Source organism: Knoellia flava TL1 (assembly GCF_000768675.1).
GTDB lineage: Bacteria > Actinomycetota > Actinomycetes > Actinomycetales > Dermatophilaceae > Knoellia > Knoellia flava.
The window spans coordinates 1-19,697 of record NZ_AVPI01000007.1; the positions used below are offsets into that span (position 1 = coordinate 1).

Sequence of the window (19,697 nt, forward strand, 5' to 3'; positions counted from 1 at the left end):
CGCTGCCGCGGGCGCCGCTGCGGCTGGGTCCGGTGGGGCCGCGCGCTCCGTCCCGCCACCGCGCCGCCCCGACCCGAGGTATGCGGCACCGGAGGCCGAGGGCCTCGGTGAGACCGCGGCATACCCACCGGCGAAGCCGCCGACCAAGCCGCGCCGGACCAACCCGGCGGACCGGCCGTGGCTCGACGTCGACGGAGAGCGCTACCCGCTCATGGGCGCGATCACCGTCCTCGGCCGCGACGACAGCGCCGACATCATCCTCGACGACCCGGGAATCTCGCGTCGGCACAGCGAGATCCGCGTGACCCAGGACGGCCCGCACACCGTGGCGACGATCCGCGACCTCGGGTCGACCAACGGCACCTTCGTCAACGGCGAGCCCGTGACGAGCGAGCACCTCGAGTCCGGCGACCGCATCACGGTGGGTCGCACGTCAGTCACCTACCGGGCCGGGCGCAAGTGAGCGCCGGAAGCCATGAGTGAGCTCACCATCACCGTCATGCGCCTCGGGCTGCTCGTCGCGCTCTGGGCGTTCGTCATCGCCGTCGTCGGCGTCCTGCGCGGCGACCTCTACGGCACCCAGGTGACGCCCCGTCGCGCCGCTGCGCCTCGCGGCAACACCCCCCGGCCGGCCGCTCGGGGGAGCGCCGCGTCCGTGCCCGCCGAGCAGCGCCCGGTCGGCCGCCGCATCAACGCGCGGTCGGCGAGCCGCGACCCCAACCACCTGCGCGTCATGAGCGGCCCGCTCGCCGGCACGAGCCTGCCCCTGCGCGAGGCCGGGATCCTCATCGGCCGCAGCCCCGAGTCGGCGCTCGTCCTCGAGGACGACTTCGCCTCCGGGCGCCACGCCCGCATCTTCAAGGGTCCCGACGGCTGGGTCGTCGAGGACCTCGGCTCGACCAACGGCACCTTCATCGGTCCCCAGCGCCTCACGACCGCCACACCGGTGACGGCCGGCACCGAGATCCGGTTCGGGACGACCGTCGTCGAGCTGCGGAGGTAGCCGTGGCCATCGCGTTCCACTTCGCCGCCCGCTCCGACGTCGGGATGGTGCGGACCAACAACGAGGACAGCGGGTATGCCGGCCCGCACCTCCTCGCGATGGCCGACGGCATGGGCGGCCACGCCGGTGGCGACGTCGCCTCGTCCACCGTCCTCGGCGCCCTCGTCCCGCTGGACGGCGAGTCGTTCTCCGGCGCCGACGCGACCCAGGCCCTGCTGCGCCGGATCACCGCCGCCAACGCCGAGCTCGGTCAGATGGCGCAGGACGACCCCGACCTCGAGGGCATGGGCACGACGCTCATCGCGATCCTGCGGGCGCGTGACAAGCTCGTCCTCGCCCACATCGGCGACTCGCGCGCCTTCGTCGTCCGCGACGGCCAGGTCAGCCAGATCACCAAGGACCACAGCTTCGTCCAGTCGCTCGTCGACGAGGGCAGGATCACCGCCGAGGAGGCGTCGACCCACCCGCAGCGCTCGCTCGTGACGAGGGTCCTCACCGGCGCCGAGGGCGAGGAGCCCGACGTCGTCGTGCGCCGGGCGGTCGTCGGCGAGCGCTACCTCATCTGCTCCGACGGCCTGTCCGACTACGTCGCACGCGACACCATCGACGAGGTCCTCACCACCGAGCGCCGCCCCGGCGAGTGCGCCGAGCGGCTCGTCCAGCTCGCGCTGCGCGCCGGCGCCCCCGACAACGTCACCGTCGTCGTCGGCGACGTCGTCGACCTCACCAAGGGTCCCGTGCCGAGCGACTCGCCCCAGGTCGTCGGTGCCGCCGCGGCCATCCGGCGCCACACCCGGCCGATCCCGGTGACCCCGGCCGAGAAGGCCGCCGCGCTGTCGCAGGAGGCCAGGGGTGCGACCGACGACGACCTCCACCTCGCCGACGAGGGACCCCGCAGCCGCACGGCCACGCTGCTGCGCGGGGTCGGCGCGGCCGTCCTCGCCGTCGTCCTCCTCGTCGGTGGTGGCTATGCCGCCTACGCGTGGACGCAGGCGCAGTTCTACGTCGGCGTCCGCGAGGGCCGCGTCACCGTCTTCAAGGGCGTCGACCAGACGATCGGGCCGATCAGCCTGTCTAGCCCCGAGACGATGAGCGGCATCGTCGTCGAGGACCTGCCCGACTTCTACCGCGGCCAGCTTGCGCGCGGCATCACGATGAACACCCGCTCCGACGCCGCCGCCCTCGTCCGCAACCTCGAGGTGCAGGCCGGGGCGTGCCGCTACGCGAAGTCGCAGGGCCGCGACTGCGCGACCGTCCCGTCGAACTGGACGACCCCGACCCCCACCCCCACCCCGACGCCGACCCTCTCGGGCCCCTCGGCGAGCGTGCCCGGAGCGACCCCGTCGCCCAGCGCCCCCGTCACCGGGTCGCCGGGACCGAGCGTCAGCCCCAACGCATGACCACCGTCTCCGCTCTCTCCTCCCGCAAGGGCCGCAACGTCGAGCTCGGGCTCCTCGTCTTCGCGGTCGCCATCGTCGCGCTCGCCTACATCAACGTCGGGGTCGCCGTCGAGGGCGCCGTGCCGCCGAGCCTCGTCGCCGTCGGCACCGGGTTCCTCGTCATCACCGCCGCGTTCCACATCACGATGCGGCTGCGGGCGCCCTACGCCGACCCGCTCATCCTGCCGATCGCCACGCTCCTCAACGGGCTCGGCCTCGTCATGATCAACCGGCTCGACCTCGCCAACGACCGCAGCCTCGCCGAGGGCATGGCGCTGCGTCAGCTCATGTGGAGCGCCCTCGCCGCCGGACTCGCGATCGCGGCGCTCATCATCCTGCGCGACCACCGCATCCTGCGCCGCTACACCTACCTCGCCGGCGCCATCGGCTTCGGGCTGCTGCTCCTGCCGCTCGTGCCCGGGCTCGGCGTCGAGAACTACGGCTCGCGCATCTGGATCGCCGTCGGGCCGTTCTCGTTCCAGCCCGGTGAGATCGCCAAGATCGTCCTCGCGGTCTTCTTCGCCGGCTACCTCGTGCAGACGCGCGACGCCCTCTCCGTCGCCGGCCGGCGGATCCTCGGGCTCACCCTGCCACGGGCGCGCGACCTCGGCCCGATCCTCGTGGCGTGGATGCTCTCGGTCGGCGTCCTCGTCCTCGAGAAGGACCTCGGCTCCTCGCTGCTCTTCTTCGGGCTCTTCGTGGCGATGCTCTACATCGCCACGGAGCGCACCTCGTGGGTGGCCATCGGCCTGCTGCTCTTCGGCGTCGGCTGCTGGGTCGCCAACCTCCTCTTCAGCCACGTCCAGCGCCGCGTCCTGCTCTGGCTCGACACCTTCAGCCGCGAGGCCCTCGACACCTCCGACCAGCTCGCCCGCGGCCTCATGGGCATGGCCTCCGGCGGCATGCTCGGCACCGGCCTCGGCCGGGGCCGCCCGGAGCTCACCTACTTCGCCGAGAGCGACTTCATCATCCCCAGCTTCGGCGAGGAGATCGGGCTCATCGGCCTCTTCGCGCTGCTCCTGCTCTACGTCCTGCTCGTCGAACGCGGCCTGCGCACCGCGATCGGCGCCCGCGACGGCTTCGGCAAGCTGCTCGCCGCCGGCCTGGCCTTCTCGGTCGCCCTCCAGTGCTTCGTCGTCGTCGGCGGCGTCACGCGGGTCATCCCGCTCACCGGCCTCACGATGCCGTTCCTCTCCCAGGGTGGGTCCTCGCTCCTCGCCAACTGGACCCTCGTCGCGCTGCTCCTGCGCATCAGCGACCACGCCCGCCGCCCCGTCCCCGACCCTGCCGCGCCCAACCCCGTGGCCAGCGAGGAGACGCAGGTGGTGAAGGTGCGATGAACCAGCCGATCCGCCGCCTCTCCTTCGTCGTCGCCCTGCTCTTCGCCTCGCTGCTCGTCTCGACGACCCTCATCCAGTTCGTCTGGGCCAAGGACCTCAACGCCCGGCCCGACAACCGGCGCACGCTGCTCAGCACCTACGCCCGCGAGCGCGGCCAGATCCTCGTCGGCGACACGGCCATCGCGAAGTCGGTCCCGGTCGACGACGAGTACAAGTGGCTGCGCACCTACCCGGGCAAGACGGCATACGCGCACGTCACCGGCTACTACTCCTTCTACGGCGCGGGCGGCGGCCTCGAGCAGGCCGAGAACGGGCTGCTCTCCGGCAGCAGCGACAAGCTCGCGTTCCGCCGGGTCTCGGACTTCTTCACCGGTCGCAAGACCGCCGGCGCGAGCCTCGAGCTCACCATCGACGCCGCGGTGCAGCAGGCGGCGATCAAGGCCCTCGACGGGCGCAAGGGCGCCGCGGTCGCGGTCAACCCGTCGACCGGCGAGATCCTCGCGATGGTGAGCAATCCGACCTACGACCCGTCGCCGCTGTCGTCGCACAACCTCGCGCAGGTCGACGCGGCCTACAAGAAGCTCAACGGCGACCCGGCCAAGCCGCTCGTGAACCGCACCATCGGCGGCGACCTCTACCCGCCGGGGTCGACGTTCAAGATCGTCACGGCCGCCGCAGCGCTCTCGAGCGGCCGCTTCGCGCCCGACACCGTCCTCCCCGGGCCGGCCGAGCTCGACCTGCCGCAGACGACCGTCGGCCTGCCCAACTTCGGCGACCGCTCCTGCGGGCCGGACGACAAGACGACCTTCCTGCACGCCATGGAGATCTCGTGCAACAGCGCGTTCGGCTACCTCGGGCTCGAGCTCGGCGCCGACGCGCTGCGTGACCAGGCGGCGAAGTTCGGTGTGGGCGACCAGCTCTCGGTCCCGATGCGGGTCACGCCGAGCTCGGTCCCGGCCGAGCTCAACCCGCCGCAGCTCGCGCAGTCGGCCGTCGGCCAGTACGACGTGCGCGTCACCCCGCTCCAGGTCGCGATGTTCAGCGCCGGCGTCGCCAACCGCGGCATCGTCATGAAGCCGCACCTCGTGCGGTCGGTGCTCTCGAGCGACCTCAGCGTCATCGAGCGCGCCGAGCCCGAGGAGCTCTCGCAGGCCGTGAGCCCCGAGGTCGCCGCCCAGCTCACCGAGATGATGGAGGCCGTCGTCGAGAGCGGCAGCGGCGAGCCCGCGCAGGTCGACGGCGTCCGCGTCGCCGGCAAGACCGGCACCGCCGAGACCGACCGCGTCTCCCGCGCCCACGCGTGGTTCACCGGCTTCGCACCGGCCAACGACCCCCAGATCGCCGTCGCGGTCGTCGTCGAGAACGGCGGCGACCCCGACAGCGAGGCCCGCGGAGGTGGCGCCGTCGGTGGCCCCATCGCCAAGGCGATGATCGAGGCGGGGCTGAAGAAGTGACGGACGTGACGCGCGAGGAGCCCGTCCTGCTGGGGGGACGTTACGAGGTCGGCGAGCTGATCGGGCGCGGCGGCATGGCCGAGGTCCACCTCGGCCACGACACCCGTCTCGGACGACCCGTCGCGATCAAGATGCTCCGCAGCGACCTCGCCCGCGACCAGTCCTTCATCAAGCGGTTCCGCCGCGAGGCGCAGTCGTCGGCCGGGCTCAACCACTCCTCGATCGTCGCGGTCTACGACTCCGGCGAGGACCACACCATCGAGTCGGGTGGCGCCAGCGTCGCCGTCCCCTACATGGTCATGGAGTACGTCGAGGGCCGCACCCTCCGCGAGGTCCTCAGCTCCGAGGGCAAGCTCAAGACCGAGGAGGCGCTGCGCGTCACCGAGGGGGTCCTCGACGCGCTCGGCTACAGCCACCGCATGGGTATCGTCCACCGCGACATCAAGCCGGCCAACGTCATGATCAGCGACGACGGCTCGGTCAAGGTCATGGACTTCGGCATCGCCCGCGCGATCGCCGACACCGCCGCGACGATGACCCAGACGCAGGCCGTCATCGGCACGGCGCAGTACCTCTCGCCCGAGCAGGCCCAGGGCCAGACCGTCGACGCGCGCTCGGACCTCTACTCCGCCGGCTGCATGCTCTACGAGCTGCTCACCGGCCGACCACCGTTCATCGGCGACAGCCCGGTCGCCATCGCCTACCAGCACGTCGGCGAGCAGCCGATCCCGCCGTCGGCCCTCGAGGACTCCGTGCCCGACGAGCTCGACGCCGTCGTCCTCCACTCGCTCGCCAAGCCGCGCGAGGACCGCTACCAGGACGCCGCCTCGTTCCGCAGCGACCTCCAGCGCGTCCGCCTCGGCCGACCGGTGAGCCGCGAGGCGACCGCGTCGCTCGCCGCCCTCGCCGCCGGTGCCGCGCCGACGCTCGCGAGCGCCGAACCGACCCAGGTGTATGCCGTCCAGACCCGCCCCCCGGAGGCCGCGGCTGCCGCTGCGCCCCCGGTCGGTCCGGTCACCTCGACCTTCCCGGCCGCGGTTTCGCGCGACGAGCGCCCGCGCCACCGCGGGCGCCGGGCGGCGTTCATCACGGTCGCGCTGCTCACGGCCGCAGCGCTGCTCGCGTTCGGGCTCATGCAGTACCGAGCCATGCAGGCCGAGGCCGCCAAGGTCTCCGTGCCACCGGTCGAGGGCAAGCCGGTGCCGACCGCGCTCGCCGACCTGCGCAAGGTCGGGCTCGACGACGTCGTCCAGAGCACCGCGCGCAGCGACAGCGTGCCCGAGGGCTCCGTCGTCTCGCAGACCCCCGAGCCCGGTGTGCGCGTCGACCCGTCGGAGACGACCGTGGCCCTCGTCGTCTCGACCGGGCCGAGCTCGGTGCCCGTCCCCCAGCTGGCGGGCATGACCGTCGCCGAGGCGACCGCGGCGCTCGCGAAGCTCAAGCTCACGGTCGGCAAGACCGAGAAGGTCAACACCTCCGAGCAGCCCAAGGACCGCGTCGTCGGGTCGACACCCAAGGCCAACGAGTCGGTGGAGCCGGGCACCGTCGTCGACCTCAGCGTCGCGACCGGTCTGGTCGCCGTGCCCAAGCTGACGACGATGACCCAGGACGAGGCCTCGGCGGCGCTGCTCGCCATCGGGCTCAAGCCCAGGACGACCTACCGCCAGACGTCGCAGGCGGCCGAGGGCACGGTCATCGCACAGGAGCCCGACGAGGGCGAGCTCATCGCGCTCGGGTCCGAGGTGACGATCCGCGTCGCGCAGAAGCTGCCGCCTCCGCCGCCCACGCCCACCGCCACGCCGACTCCGAGCCCGACGCCGTCGGCGAGCGCCACCCCGACCGGCACGCCGACCCCGTCGATCACCCTCCCCGGCCCCTGACGGGGGCACACGGCATACGGAGGCGTTGGCCACGCCCCCAGCGGAGGGAAGGTTGAGGGTCCGGAGGGAACATTTCCCTCCGGACCTTCAACGTTCCCGCACGGGGAGGAAATGCTGGGACGAACGGGCGGGAGCGTCAACCGGTGACCTGGGCGGCGATGTCGGCGACGTCCGCGCCGTGCACGAGCGGGCTCAGCCCGTGCGACCGCTCGACGGCGCCGTCGTCGCCGCACACCTCGAGCCAGTTGGCGAGGAGTCGGTGCCCACCCTGGGTGAGGACCGACTCGGGGTGGAACTGCACCCCGTGCAGCGGCAGGTCGCGGTGCTGGACCGCCATGATGATGCCGCTGCCCGTCTGGCCCGTGCTCACGAGCGCGTCGGGCAGAGTCGGCGGGTCGATCGTCAGCGAGTGGTAGCGCGTCGCCGTGAACGGCGAGGGCAGCCCGGCGAGCACGCCCTCGCCGGAGTGCTCGACGAGCGAGGTCTTGCCGTGGAGCAGCTCGGGCGCCCGGCCCACCGTGCCGCCGAAGACGACGCCGAGCGCCTGGTGCCCGAGGCACACCCCGAGCATCGGCTGCGAGCGCTCGGCGCACGCCTCGATCATCGCCATCGAGACGCCGGCCTCCTCGGGCGTCCCCGGGCCGGGTGAGACGAGCACCCCGTCGTAGTCGGCGGCGTCGCCCGGTGCGACCGCGTCGTTGCGCACGACGGTGCACTCGGCGCCGAGCTGCTCGAGGTAGCCGACGATCGTGAAGACGAACGAGTCGTAGTTGTCGACGACGAGGATGCGGCGGGCGGTGGTGGTCACGAGGGCTCCGGGGTCGGGAAGGATGGGTATGCCGTGGCACCAGTATCCGCACCGACGGTCGTCTCGTCGTAGGGCAGCCACGATGCGACGAGCGGGAAGAGCCACTCGAAGCACACGAAGACCACGAGCGCGAGGAGCAGGAGGAGCAACAGGACGCGCACGACGACGGGACCCGGCAGCGCGCGCCAGAGTGCGGCATACATCAGGACGCCCCTCTCACGACGGCTCGCTGGACGGCGCGGTCCCGGGCGCGGGCAGGTCGTCGACGAGCGAGATCTGCTCGCGGGTGCGGGTCCGCGTCAGCTCGGCGTGCACGACGTAGCGCTGCTTCGCGCTGAACCTCGGGTGGCAGGAGGTGAGCGTGAGCATCGCCCTGGTCGGCTTCGCGGCACGGTCGCCGGGGACGGGGGCGATGACCTCGGACTCCCAGGGGCGGACGATCGTGTGGCTGCGCACGGCATACACGCTCTCGCCGGCAACGGTCTCGACGATGATCTCGTCACCCGGGCGCAGGCTCGCGATCTCGGCGAGCGGCTTGCCGTAGGTCGTGCGGTGACCGGCGATGGCGAAGTTGCCGACCTCGCCGGGCCCGGCGGTGCCGACGTAGTGGCCGAGGCCGCGGGCGAGCTCCGCGGCCGACGTGCCCTCGACGAGCGGGCGCTCGTAGTCGCTCCCGAAGCGGGGGATGCGCACGACGGCGAACGCGTCACCACCGATCCGGGTGGCGGTCGCGCTGCCCGGGTCGCGCGAGGCGTCGACGAAGTCCTGCTCGAGGCTCGTCACGGTGCGGGCCTGCGCCCGGTCCGAGACGACGTCTGTCCAGAAGAGCTGCCACACGACGAAGAGCAGGACGAGCCCGCCCAGGGTGAGGAGCAGCTCGCCGAGGACCCCGACGGCACGCCTCACCGGTCGTCGTCCACCGTCGCGTAGTCGGGTGTGATCGAGCCGGCGTAGGCGGGGAACTCGAACCGGTCGGAGGAGCGCACCTCGTAGCCGAGGCCGACGGCGCGGACGTACTCCTGGTAGATGAGGACCTCGGGCGACTGCGTGAGCATCTCGCGCATCGACGCCGGGTCGCCGATGGCCCGGATGCGGTAGGGCGGGGAGTAGACCCGGCCCTGGAGGATCAGGGTGTTGCCGACGCAGCGGACCGCGCTCGTCGAGATGATGCGCTGGTCCTGGATCATCATCGCCTCGGCCCCGCCGGCCCAGAGGGCGTTGACGACAGCCTGTACGTCCTGCTGGTGCACGACGATGTCGTCGACCGAGAACCCCTCGGGGAGCTTGTCGACGGGGAGCTTGGAGTCGGTGAGCTGGACCTCGACGCCCGGGCCCTCGACGTCGGTGCGCCCGGCGGCGAAGCCGAGGGCGTCGCCCTCCTTCGTGAGCTGCTCGACCTCGGCGTTGCCTGGGGCGCCACCGAGGGTGAGCTCGTCGACCTCGGCACTGAGCCCTTCGAGCTCCTCGGTCATCCGGGTGTTGTCCTGGGTCTGCTCGCGGATGATGTCGGGCAGGCCGGCGGCGTCCGAGCGCAGGCTGCGTCCCTGCGCCACCGAGCCGCTCGTCGCGAAGAGGATCCCGGCGAGGATCGCGACGACCGGCACGAGCACCGACCACACGGTCAGCTGCCTCGTGCGGAACCTGCGCTCCACCACGCGGTCACCACCTCTCCGATCTGCAGGCCCTACGCTAGGCCACGACACCGCTAGCCAAGGAGAGAGTCCGTGCCAGAGTCCAAGGGCCGCGCCAAGCCCGCCTACACCCCGCCCCGCACGGCGCAGGACAGGAACATCAAGCCGAACCCGCGCTGGTTCGTGCCGGTCATGCTCGGCCTCATGGTCATCGGGCTCATCTGGGTCGTGACCTACTACATCTCCGGCGCCAAGGAGTACCCCGTGCCGCAGATCGGCCGCTGGAACCTCGGCGCGGGCTTCGCGTTCATGATGGCCGGCTTCCTCATGACGACGCGCTGGCGCTGAGCCCCCCCCCCAGCTCCTGCCGAACGGCCCCCGACCCTGTGGTCGGGGGCCGTTCCGTTGCTCCCGTATGCCGTCCCCTCGCCTCGCGCGCGCCGTTCGCCACCGTGTGGACGACCTGTGGACTAACGCCGAGTTGTCCACAGGGGTTATCCCCACTGTGGAGAATGACAGCCGTGTAACTTCCACAGGACTTGTCCCCAGTGTGGAAAATGACACCCGTGTCATCCACAACGCCCACAGGCTGTGGACGAGCGGCGTGCGCCCGACGCAGACGGGACGCAGGCGTCAGAGGAGTGAGCTGGTGACGGCGTACTTGACGACGGTGAGCACGAGCAGCAGCAGGGCGATGGCCCCGAGACCCACCCAGTGGACGCCGAAGCTCGCGGGCCGGGTGCCCGGGCCGTCGGGTCGGCGACCGAGGTAGGCGAACACCGCCGCGCAGGCCGCGCCGACGACGAGCCCGCCGAGGTGGGCCTGCCAGGCGATGCCGGGGACGACGAACCCGAGGACGGCGTTGATGCCGATCGTCGCGACCATCGGGCCCGCGGACCGGCCGAGCCGGCGCTGGAGGACGAGGAAGGCACCGAAGAGCCCGAACACCGCACCCGAGGCGCCCACCGCGGCGGTCTCCCACGAGCCGTAGTCGCCGTTGCGCATGTCGTCGAAGGTCGCGGGGAAGGACAGCAGGAGATACATCACCGAGCCGCCGAACGCGCTGAGCAGGTAGAGCGCGGCGAACCGGGCCCGGCCGAGCATCGGCTCGAGGTACTGGCCCATAACCCAGAGCGCATACATGTTGAAGGCGATGTGCAGGAAGTTCCGCGGCGAGTGCGCGAAGGCGGACGTGAGGAAGCGCCACGGCTCCGTGTCGCCGAGGTAGGGCACGAAGGCGACCTCGTTGGTGAGCCGCGGGTTGGCCATCTGCCCGAGGAAGACGAGGACACAGATGCCGATGATCGTCGTCGTCACGAGCGGCCGCTCGCCGACGCCGGCCATGTCACCGCCGAAGACCGTGCGGCCCTGGCGGACCGACTTCTGCCCCTCGCGCACGCAGTCGACGCACTGGACGCCGACGGCCGCCGGGCGCTGGCACTCGGGGCACACGGGTCGGCCGCACCGCTGGCAGCGCACGTAGGAGACCCGGTCGGGGTGACGCGGGCAGACCGGCACCTCGTCGGGAGTGCCGGTCTGTCCGTATGCCGTCGGCTCGCTCATCGCGGGAATCCTATCGACGCCACCTGAACCCGGGCTGAATGCGGCGAGGAGCGCCGACCGTCGTGGTCGGCGCTCCTCGCGCCTCTTGCCGACTTCTTGCCCCGTTGCGACACGCGTCGGCGGCCGAAGGCCTCTGCCACGTGGCGCAACGGGGCAAGAAGTCGATGTCGAGGGGTCAGCCCTCGACGGTGAAGCTCTCGATGACGACGTCGTCCTTGGGGCGGTCCTGGGCGCCGGTCTGGACGGCGGCGATCTTGTCGACGACGTCGCGGCTCTCCTGGTCGGCGACCTCGCCGAAGATCGTGTGCTTGCCGTTGAGCCACGGGGTGGCGCCGACGGTGATGAAGAACTGGCTGCCGTTGGTGCCCTTGCCCATCCGCTTGCCGGCGTTGGCCATGGCGAGGAGGTAGGGACGGTCGAACGAGAGTTCCGGGTGGATCTCGTCGTCGAAGGCGAAGCCGGGTCCACCGAAGCCCTGGCCGAGCGGGTCGCCGCCCTGGATCATGAAGCCCGGGATGATGCGGTGGAAGATGAGGCCGTCGTAGAACTTGTCGGGGTTGGTGCGACCCGCGTCGTCCTTGTACTCGAGCTCGCCGGTGGCGAGACCGGTGATCGTCTTGACGGTCTTGGGGGCCTGGTCGGCGAAGAGCGTGAGGTTGATCGTGCCGTGGTTCGTCTTGAGGGTTGCCTTCATGCCCCCACTGTATGGGGACCGCGGCGGTGCCCCGAGGGCGCGGTCGGGACGGGGCCGGCATACCGAGGTGCGGTTGGGGGCGACCCCTAGGTGCCGTGACGTGGGTAAACAGTGTTTGATGGAAGGAACCCGATCGTCCACCGATAGGAGAATCTCGTGTTCCGCACGAAGAGCAAGACCGAGCAGGCACGCGACGCCGTCGCGGCCCGGGTCGAGAGCGCTGCCTCCACCGCCTCGGACGCCGGCTCGAGCGCCCAGTCGCACGCGGCCGACCTGCGCGCCCGCGCCGTCGACCTCAAGGACAAGGCGGCGCCTCACGTCGAGCTCGCCCGCGAGACCGCGCGTGACTACGCCGACCAGGCGGGGCCCAAGGTGGCCGACGCCAAGGACACCTTCGTCGAGGAGGTCGTGCCCAAGCTCGCCTCGGCCCTCGCGACCGTCGTCGCCGGCGCCGTCGCGGCCAAGGGTGCAGCGGCCGAGGCCGCCGACCGGGCGCCTGACGCCTACCACGTGCTCAAGGGCGACGCGGTCGTCAAGAAGCAGCGCAAGGGCGGCAAGGGCGCGCTGCTGCTGCTCCTCGCCGCTGGTGCGGCCGCGTTCGCGTGGAAGAAGTCGACCGAGAAGAAGGACCCGTGGGCCAGCGCGGGGGCCTACACCCCGCCGTCGCACGGACGCGACTCGTCCGTGGGTGACAAGGTGACCGACCTCGCCTCCGCCGCCAAGGAGAAGGCCGCCGCGGCCGGCTCGGCCGCGAAGGACAAGGCCGCTGCCGCGGGTGCTGCCGCCAAGGACAAGGTCGACGAGGCCCGCGACAAGGCGTCCGACAAGGCCTCTGACAAGGCCGACGAGGCCAACGCGTCGGACTTCGGTGGCGAGCCGACGACCGAGCAGGCCTCGGAGGGCAACGCGTGGACCGACGCCGGCGACTTCGCCGATGGCTCCGTCCCGTCGACGACCGGCACCTCCGAGGGCGCCGACCTGTCGACCCCCAACCTCGACGAGGGTCGCAACACGAGCAACACCTGACCTTCGGGTCACGAACGCGAGGCGGTATGCCGGGTGCCCACCCGGCATACCGCCTCCGTCTTTGTCGGTACTCGCGGGGTGGATACGGTGAGCGGCATGTCATCGTCGACGTCGCCCCGGCCCGAGCCCCTCGTCGACACCGGCCTGCGGACCGAGCCGGACCGCGCGTGGGTGCGCGAGGCGATCCGCAAGCTGCGTGCCGACGCGACGAGGACCTCGGACACGCACCTCGTCAAGGTGCACCTGCCGGGGTGCGGACGCGTCGACCTCTATCTCAAGGACGAGTCGACCCACCCGACCGGGTCGCTCAAGCACCGGCTCGCCCGCTCGCTCTTCCTCTACGGGCTGTGCAACGGTGTCATCGGCCCACGGACGACGGTCGTCGAGGCCTCCTCGGGGTCGACGGCAGTGAGCGAGGCGCACTTCGCGCGGATGCTCGGCGTGCCCTTCGTCGCGGTCATGGCGTCCTCGACGTCACCGGCGAAGATCGCCCTCATAGAGCGCGAGGGCGGCCGGTGCCACCTCGTCGACGACCCGACGGCGGTCTACGACGAGGCTCGGCGGCTGGCCGACGAGGCCGGCGGGGTCTACCTCGACCAGTTCAGCAACGCCGAGCGAGCGACCGACTGGCGCGGCAACAACAACATCGCCGAGTCGATCTTCGAGCAGATGTCGATGGAGGAGCACCCGGTGCCGACGTGGATCGTCGTCGGCGCGGGGACCGGTGGCACGTCGGCGACGATCGGCCGCTTCGTCCGCTACCAGGCGCTCGACAGCAAGGTCTGCGTCGTCGACCCCGAGCACTCGGCGTTCCTGCCGGCGTGGCAGGGCGACGGCGAGGCGCGGCTCGAGTCGTCGCGGATCGAGGGCATCGGGCGGGCGCGACTCGAGCCGTCGTTCCTCCCGCTCGTCGTCGACCGGATGCTCGGCGTGCCCGACTGCGCCTCGATCGCGGCGATGCGATTCCTGCGCGAGCGCACCGGGATCTCGGCGGGCCCCTCGACCGGCACCAACATCTACGGCGCCCTCCGGCTCGCCGCCGAGATGCAGGCCGCGGGCGAGCGGGGCTCGATCGTCTCGCTCGTCTGCGACCGCGGCGACCGCTACGACGAGACCTACAACTCGGACGCCTGGGTGGCCGAGAAGGGGCACGACCTGCAGCGGTATGCCGGTGTCCTGGCGTCCGCGTGGGACGACGGCGTCTGGCTCGGGTGAGGCGCGAGGACTAGTCGATGTGGGTCGAAGGGACTACACGAAGTTGACCAGTTCGATTTGACCAATCCTCGGTCCGTTCGTGCTGGTCAGCCCTAGGTTTCCGGCAGGGGGCCGCCCCTCCGAGATGACCTTCCTGCCAGGAGCCCAGCCATGAACAGATCCCTACTTCGTCGTGCCTCCGTCGCCGCCGTCGCCGCGCTGACGCTCGCCGCCGGCGCCGCCACCGCGAGCGCCGATGACATCGTCAACAACATCGACGCCACCATCGACCCCGAGGCCGAGGTCATGCCGCTCACCGTCGGCGGCGCCGATGGGACCACCACCCTCCGTGTCGTCACGACGGGCGGCGACGGCAAGCCTGGGTGCAACCTCACCGGGCAGACCGTCCTGACGGTGGCGGTCACCTCGTCCGACCCGACGAAGGCGACGGTCTCGCCGAACAGCGTGAGCTTCGACAGTTGTTCGGCGACGAGGACGATCACCGTGCACCCGGTGGCCGCTGGCAGCAGCACCGTCACGCTGTCGCAGACGGGCAACAACACCGGCGGGACATTCACGTTCGCGCCCGCGACCTTCAGCGTGAATGTCAGCCCGGCCACGCCCACGAACACCGCTCCAAGCGTGGACGTCACCGGCGTGACGAGTGGGACGGCATACGAGTTCGGTTCGGTGCCCACCGCGATGTGCCAGGTGACGGACGCGGAGGACGGCCCGTCCAGCTTCGTGGCCACGCTCAGCGCGGTCACCGGCGGCCCGGCCGCCCGGCTCGGGCAGCAGACGGCCAGCTGCACCTACAAGGACAGGGGCGGCCTCACCGCCGTCTCCTCCGTGACCTACTCGGTCGTCGACACGACGGCCCCGGTCATCTCGCTCGTCAGCCGCCTCCCCAAAGCCAACGACGCCGGGTGGAACAACAGCGACGTCACGGTGACGTGGTCCTGCTCGGACGCCTTCCTCGACGAGACCGCTTCGGTGAGCCAGGCGGTGCGCGCCGAGGGCGAGGGCCAGTCGGCGACGGGCACCTGCACTGACCCGAGCGGCAACAGCGTGAGCAACACCGTCTCCGGGATCAACATCGACAAGACCGCGCCGACGATCGAAGCCACGCTCAGCCCCGACGCCGACTCCTCCACCGGCTGGTGGAACATCGGCTCCGGTGCGCCGACAGTGACCTACGCCTGTGGTGACGCGCTGGCGGGCGTCGCCTCCTGCACCGGCGGCCACACATTCGGTGAGGGTGCCGACCAGGCCCACGAGGGAACGGCGATCGACAAGGCCGGCAACAGTGCGAGGGCCGAAGTCAGCGGCGTGGACGTCGACCTCACTGCTCCGACCATCTCGGCCGCTCTCGGCTCCGCCTCCAGCTTCAACCCGGCTCCGAGCGGCTGGTGGAACAAGACGACTGGCGCGCCCACCGTCACGTACAGCTGCGACGACATCGGGTCCGGCCTGGCCGCCGGCGCCTGCCCCGCGGCGCACACTTTCGCCGACGGCGAGGACCAGAGCCAGAGCGGCACGGTCCATGACAGGGCGGGCAACAGCGCGACTGCCGAGGTGACCAACGTGGACGTCGACGTCACCGCTCCCACGATCTCGGCTGCTCTGGACTCCCCGTCCAGCTCCAGCCCAGGTGCGAGCGGCTGGTGGAACACGACGACCGGCGCCCCGACCGTCACCTACACCTGTAATGACGACACCTCAGGCGTGGTCGACTGCCCCGCGTCACACACCTTCGCCGAGGGAGAGAACCAGGATCACAGCGCCACGGTGTACGACGAGGCCGGCAACAGCGCGAGCAACGGCGTCGCCAACGTGGACGTCGACCTGACCGCGCCGGGTGTCACCTGGGTCGGTGGGCCGGCCGACGGCGCGAGTTACTACTTCGGCTCTGTCCCTGCTGCGGGCACCTGCACGGCCACGGACGCCCTGTCCGGGCCCGTGAACGACTGCTCCATCGCGGGATACCAGACGAGCACCGGGACGAAGGAACTCGTCGCCACCGCCCACGACGTCGCAGGCAACACCACGACGGCACAGCGCAACTACACGGTCCTCGCGTGGACGCTCAAGGGCTTCTACCAGCCGGTCGACATGAACGGCGTCCTCAACACGGTCAAGAACGGTTCGACCGTGCCGCTCAAGTTCGAGGTCTTCTCCGGGTCGACCGAGCTGACCGACACGTCGGTCGTCCAGAGCTTCAAGGTCACGAACATGAGCTGCTCGACCAACGTCGCCACGGATGACATCGAGCTCACCACCTCCGGAAGCACGGTTCTCCGCTACGACGCCACGGGTGGTCAGTTCATCCAGAACTGGCAGACGCCGAAGTCGCCGGGCTCCTGCTACCTCGTGACCATGACCACGCAGGACGGGTCGAAGATCTCGGCGAACTTCAAGCTGAAGTGACCTGACCCGACTCGACGAGGCCCGGAGGAGCGTGCTCCCTCGGGCCTCGTCGTCTGTCCGGCCGATTCCGCGATTTCGTGGGGTCCGGAGGGTCCCCGCCGGCGGCTACGCTTCCCGCGGGGTCACGGGGGGTGACGACGGAGGTCGTCGGGGTCCATGGCGCCACCTTCCGTCCGCACGTCCCCAGGAGTCGTCCGTGTCCTCGACCGTCCTCGTCGCACCGCCACTGTCACGAGGAGGTGGGATGCGCCGGCTCGTGGTTGTGACGCTCACCGCCGTCCTCGGCATCGTGCTGGGCCTCGCCGCAGCCACGCCCGCGCAGGCCGCGTCGGGCTACACCATCACCGGTGTCGTCACCGGTCGCGACGCCAGCGGCGCGCTCGTGCCGCTCGACGACGTCTACCTCTACGCCCAGCCGGTCGACTGGCAGGACGACCGCGACCACTACGGCACGGCCGACGCCTCGGGCCGCTTCACCATCGACGTCACCAAGCCGGGCGACTACACCCTCTATGCCAACTGCCACACGGGCACGGCCTGCGCCGACACCTACGCGGCGCAGTACTACGACCAGTCCCCGGGGTGGGGTGACGCCAAGACCATCGTCGTGAGCACGACGAGCCCCACCGCCACCGCCAACGTCCGGCTGCCGCGCTTCGCCACCGTCAAGGGTCGTGTCACGAGCACCTCCGGCGCGGCCATCCCGGGCATCCGGGTCGAGAGCGTGCCCACGAGCGGTGGCTCCGTGGTCGGCACCACGACCGACGCGACCGGCGCCTACACCCTCACCAAGGTCGTCCCCGGCGAGGTGAGCATCACCGCCCGCGATGCCGACTGGAACATGCACGCCTGGGACGCCGAGTACTGGGACGGCACATCCGTGAGCACGCCCGACTACCCCTCCCCGGACCCGGTCCTGCCCGAGGGACCCACGGTGACGACCGCCAACTTCGAGCTCGCGCCGACGACGGGCTTCTACGGTGAGGCCGTCGACGCGGCCGGCGCTCCGATCCAGGGGGTCCGCTGGGTGACCTACACCCACAACGCCGAGACGGGCCAGTGGGAGACCCCGCAGTACGGCCCGCTCATGACCGACGAGAACGGCAGGTTCTTCTGGCGGACCGATGTCGGTGGCCGCTACAAGCTCTGCTTCGTCGACGACCACTACGGCCCCGAGGCACCCAACCGCGAGACCCGATACGCCTCGCGCTGCTGGGACAACGCCGCGACGAGCGACACCGCGACGATCCTCACGCAGCCGACCTCTCCGGCCCAGCGCACCCTGCGCGTCGTCCTGCCCGTGGCCGGCAAGTCGCTCACCGCGAGCGAGCCGTGGGTCGACGGTGCGTCCCGGGTCGGCTCCACCCTCACCGCCCACGCCAACGCCTGGGGTCCGTCCGGGGTCCAGCTGACCTACCAATGGGGCTGGTACGACACGACGAACCGCTGGGCCTTCGTCCCGGTGGCCGGCGCTACCGGCACGACGTTCGTCCCCACCTCCGACCTCGCCGGCAAGCCGGTCGCCGTCCGCGTGACCGGTTCGCTGTCGGGCTACGTCACGACGACGATGTCGAGCATCGGCTACGAGGTGGGCAAGGGCGTCGCCCTCACCTCGCCCCTTCAGATCTCCGGTAGCGCCGTCGTCGGGCAGACCCTCACCGCGAACCACGGCACTCCCGTCGGTGGCACAGCGATCGACTACGACGGCTACGAGTGGCGTGCCGACGGTGCGTATGCCGGTCAGCAGAAGACGCTGACCCTCACCAACGACATGGTCGGCAAGAAGATCAGCGTCCGCTACTACGTCCGCACCGTCACCGGCAACGACGACACGACCTACGTCGCGAGCGCGGGTCCGGTCACGGCGCAGCTCGGCACGTTGACGGCGCCGACGCCCACGATCACGGGAACCGCCAAGGCGGGCTCGGTGCTCACCGCCGTCCCCGGGGCCTGGGGCCCTGCGCCGGTCACGCTCACCTACCAGTGGAAGCGGGCGGGCGTCGCCATCACCGGCGCCACCGCGAGCACCTACACGCTCACCGGGTCCGACACCGGCAAGACGATCACCGTCACCGTCACTGGCACGAAGTCGGGCTACGCGACGGCCGCGAAGACCTCGGCCGCGACCGCCGCCGTCGCGGCCGGCATGCTCACCGCCCCGACCCCGACGATCAGCGGCACGCGGACGGTCGGCTACACCCTCACCGCCGTCCCCGGCACGTGGGGCCCGGCACCGGTCACCCTCGCCTACCAGTGGTTCCGCTCCGGCGTCGCCATCACCGGCGCGACGGCCAGCACCTACGCGCTGACGTCGACCGACATGGGCAAGACGCTGACCGTGCGCGTCACCGGCAGCAAGACCGGCTACACGAGCGCCGCGAAGACGTCGGCCGCCACGACGACCGTGCTCGGCGCCCTCACCGCCCCGACCCCGACGATCTCGGGGACCCGGACCGTCGGCTACACCCTCACCGCGGTCCCCGGCACGTGGGGTCCGGCACCGGTCACCCTCGCCTACCAGTGGTTCCGCTATGGCGCCGCCATCACCGGCGCGACGGCCAGCACCTACAGGCTGACGTCGACCGACATGGGCAAGACGATGACGGTCCGGGTCACGGGCAGCAAGAGTGGCTACATGAGCGTCGCCAAGACCTCGGGCGCGACCGCGACCGTGCTCGGCGCCCTCACGGCGCCGACCCCGACGGTGAGCGGCACGGTCAAGGCCGGCTACCGGCTCACGGCCACGCCGGGGACGTGGGGACCCTCCCCGGTCACGCTGACGTACCAGTGGAAGCGGGCCGGCGTCGCCATCACCGGTGCCACCGCGAGCTCCTACGTGCTCACCGGGTCCGACACCGGGAAGGCGATCACCGTGACCGTCACCGGGACGAAGACCGGCTACATGACCGTGGCCAGGACGTCGGCCGCGACCGCGGCCGTCGCCGCGGGGACGCTCACCACCGCGACCCCGACGATCAGCGGCACGCGGACCGTCGGCTCGAGGCTCACCGCCGTGCCCGGGACCTGGGGCCCGGCACCGGTCACCCTGAGGTACCAGTGGTACCGATCGGGCGTCGCGATCTCCGGTGCGACGGCCAGCACCTACGTCCTCACGACGACCGACCGCACCAGGACGATGACGGTCCGGGTCACGGGGAGCAAGACCGGCTACACCAGCGTCACGAAGACGTCGGCCGCCACGGCGACGATCACGTGACCGGATCCGGGTGAGGCACCC

The 19,697-nt window shown here is 71.3% G+C and carries 17 protein-coding genes; 11 read left to right on the forward strand and 6 right to left on the reverse strand.

All coding sequences use genetic code 11. The features are described from left to right. The 6 genes from N798_RS03530 to pknB all read left to right on the forward strand — a co-directional run. Positions 1–463, forward strand: a 463-nt coding sequence (locus N798_RS03530; protein WP_232222666.1) for an FHA domain-containing protein, incomplete at its 5' end; no start/stop codon positions are given. A 12-nt stretch (positions 464–475) separates the two neighbouring features. Beyond that, positions 476–1,003, forward strand: a complete 528-nt coding sequence (locus N798_RS03535) for an FHA domain-containing protein FhaB/FipA (protein ID WP_035946335.1) — start codon at positions 476–478, stop codon at positions 1,001–1,003. Positions 1,004–1,005: 2 nt separating this feature from the next. Further along, complete coding sequence (locus N798_RS03540) at positions 1,006–2,403, forward strand: PP2C family protein-serine/threonine phosphatase (protein WP_035946337.1); 1,398 nt, start codon at positions 1,006–1,008, stop codon at positions 2,401–2,403. Next, positions 2,400–3,782 carry an FtsW/RodA/SpoVE family cell cycle protein gene (locus N798_RS03545; protein ID WP_035946338.1) on the forward strand — a complete coding sequence of 461 codons (1,383 nt, stop codon included), beginning with the start codon at positions 2,400–2,402 and terminating at the stop codon, positions 3,780–3,782. The genes N798_RS03540 and N798_RS03545 overlap by 4 nt, the downstream gene beginning before the upstream one ends. After that, complete coding sequence (locus N798_RS03550) at positions 3,779–5,236, forward strand: peptidoglycan D,D-transpeptidase FtsI family protein (RefSeq protein ID WP_035946339.1); 1,458 nt, start codon at positions 3,779–3,781, stop codon at positions 5,234–5,236. Before N798_RS03545 ends, N798_RS03550 begins: the two co-directional genes overlap by 4 nt. A 5-nt stretch (positions 5,237–5,241) precedes the next feature. Further along, entirely contained in the window at positions 5,242–7,116 is a 1,875-nt protein-coding gene (gene pknB, locus N798_RS03555) for a Stk1 family PASTA domain-containing Ser/Thr kinase (protein ID WP_035946419.1), read from the forward strand. Between the two features lie 136 nt (positions 7,117–7,252). Here the strand turns inward: pknB and N798_RS03560 are convergent, their stop codons facing one another. The 4 genes from N798_RS03560 to N798_RS03575 are packed head-to-tail and all read right to left on the reverse strand — an operon-like array spanning position 7,253 to position 9,579. Then, positions 7,253–7,924 carry an aminodeoxychorismate/anthranilate synthase component II gene (locus tag N798_RS03560; protein ID WP_035946340.1) on the reverse strand — a complete coding sequence of 224 codons (672 nt, stop codon included), beginning with the start codon at positions 7,922–7,924 and terminating at the stop codon, positions 7,253–7,255. Further along, complete coding sequence (locus tag N798_RS03565; RefSeq protein WP_035946341.1) at positions 7,921–8,127, reverse strand: hypothetical protein; 207 nt, start codon at positions 8,125–8,127, stop codon at positions 7,921–7,923. The genes N798_RS03560 and N798_RS03565 overlap by 4 nt, the downstream gene beginning before the upstream one ends. Positions 8,128–8,140: 13 nt before the next feature. After that, positions 8,141–8,830 carry a class E sortase gene (locus N798_RS03570; protein WP_052116869.1) on the reverse strand — a complete coding sequence of 230 codons (690 nt, stop codon included), beginning with the start codon at positions 8,828–8,830 and terminating at the stop codon, positions 8,141–8,143. Continuing rightward, a complete protein-coding gene (locus N798_RS03575; RefSeq protein ID WP_052116870.1) occupies positions 8,827–9,579 on the reverse strand; it encodes a DUF881 domain-containing protein in 753 nt (250 codons plus the stop codon). Before N798_RS03575 ends, N798_RS03570 begins: the two co-directional genes overlap by 4 nt. A gap of 69 nt (positions 9,580–9,648) precedes the next feature. Between N798_RS03575 and N798_RS03580 the strand changes: the two genes are divergently transcribed. Then, entirely contained in the window at positions 9,649–9,903 is a 255-nt protein-coding gene (locus tag N798_RS03580; protein WP_035946344.1) for a cell division protein CrgA, read from the forward strand. A 285-nt stretch (positions 9,904–10,188) separates the two neighbouring features. On the opposite strand, the gene N798_RS03585 is transcribed toward N798_RS03580, so the two are convergent. Continuing rightward, positions 10,189–11,118, reverse strand: a complete 930-nt coding sequence (locus N798_RS03585) for a rhomboid family intramembrane serine protease (protein WP_035946345.1) — start codon at positions 11,116–11,118, stop codon at positions 10,189–10,191. 175 nt (positions 11,119–11,293) lie between these two features. Then, positions 11,294–11,812, reverse strand: coding sequence for a peptidylprolyl isomerase (locus N798_RS03590; RefSeq protein ID WP_035946347.1), 519 nt, complete (start codon positions 11,810–11,812; stop codon positions 11,294–11,296). Between the two features lie 156 nt (positions 11,813–11,968). Here N798_RS03590 and N798_RS03595 point away from each other — a divergent pair, with 156 nt between their 5' ends. The 4 genes from N798_RS03595 (at position 11,969) to N798_RS17190 (ending at position 19,676) form a co-directional block, all read left to right on the forward strand. After that, entirely contained in the window at positions 11,969–12,838 is an 870-nt protein-coding gene (locus tag N798_RS03595) for a hypothetical protein (protein WP_035946348.1), read from the forward strand. 96 nt (positions 12,839–12,934) lie between these two features. Beyond that, positions 12,935–14,053, forward strand: coding sequence for a PLP-dependent cysteine synthase family protein (locus N798_RS03600; protein ID WP_198030703.1), 1,119 nt, complete (start codon positions 12,935–12,937; stop codon positions 14,051–14,053). A 150-nt stretch (positions 14,054–14,203) separates the two neighbouring features. After that, positions 14,204–16,459: a PxKF domain-containing protein gene (locus tag N798_RS03605; RefSeq protein ID WP_035946350.1), complete on the forward strand. Its 2,256-nt coding sequence runs from the start codon at positions 14,204–14,206 to the stop codon at positions 16,457–16,459. Between the two features lie 196 nt (positions 16,460–16,655). Then, positions 16,656–19,676 carry a carboxypeptidase regulatory-like domain-containing protein gene (locus tag N798_RS17190; RefSeq protein WP_156971595.1) on the forward strand — a complete coding sequence of 1,007 codons (3,021 nt, stop codon included), beginning with the start codon at positions 16,656–16,658 and terminating at the stop codon, positions 19,674–19,676. Positions 19,677–19,697: the final 21 nt, after the last annotated feature.

Coding starts and splice junctions, on each gene's coding strand:
- N798_RS03535 (WP_035946335.1), top strand. CDS start 476: ATGAGTGAGCTCACCATCACCGTCATGCGCCTCGGGCTGCTCGTCGCG.
- N798_RS03545 (WP_035946338.1), top strand. CDS start 2,400: ATGACCACCGTCTCCGCTCTCTCCTCCCGCAAGGGCCGCAACGTCGAG.
- N798_RS03550 (WP_035946339.1), top strand. CDS start 3,779: ATGAACCAGCCGATCCGCCGCCTCTCCTTCGTCGTCGCCCTGCTCTTC.
- N798_RS03565 (WP_035946341.1), bottom strand. CDS start 8,127: ATGTATGCCGCACTCTGGCGCGCGCTGCCGGGTCCCGTCGTCGTGCGC.
- N798_RS03585 (WP_035946345.1), bottom strand. CDS start 11,118: ATGAGCGAGCCGACGGCATACGGACAGACCGGCACTCCCGACGAGGTG.
- N798_RS03590 (WP_035946347.1), bottom strand. CDS start 11,812: ATGAAGGCAACCCTCAAGACGAACCACGGCACGATCAACCTCACGCTC.
- N798_RS03600 (WP_198030703.1), top strand. CDS start 12,935: ATGTCATCGTCGACGTCGCCCCGGCCCGAGCCCCTCGTCGACACCGGC.
- N798_RS03605 (WP_035946350.1), top strand. CDS start 14,204: ATGAACAGATCCCTACTTCGTCGTGCCTCCGTCGCCGCCGTCGCCGCG.